Source organism: Salinimicrobium oceani (assembly GCF_012037645.1).
Genome location: NZ_JAAVJR010001326.1, coordinates 1 through 326, shown reverse-complemented (window position 1 = coordinate 326; position 326 = coordinate 1). Strand labels below are relative to the sequence as shown.

Annotated in this window: 1 protein-coding gene; it reads left to right on the top strand. The window is 39.9% G+C overall.

Annotated features, from left to right (window positions below; genetic code table 11):
* Window positions 1-326: TonB-dependent receptor domain-containing protein (locus tag HC175_RS22040; RefSeq protein ID WP_168139998.1), on the top strand; the 326-nt coding region annotated here is incomplete at both ends.

The window sequence follows — 326 nt, the reverse complement described above, 5'->3', positions numbered from 1 at the left end:
CAGAGGGATAGGCTACTTCCCTTATGTTCAAGCCTTTAATACCGGTTGGAACCAGGGAACCAATACAGGGGTTCTTTTAGGAGGAGTTACAGATCCAAATTTAACCTGGGAAACTTCTCAGATAACTAACATAGGTCTTGATTTTGCCTTTTTAAATAACAGGATTGAAGGATCTGTAGAATGGTTTGATAAAGAATCTGTAGATCTACTGTATGATCAACCGCTTCCAATGTCTACCGGGAACGATGCTATTACCACCAACGTTGGTAGTATTGCTAACCAGGGATGGGAATTTATGATTAGAACCAGAAATATTGTTTCCAGAG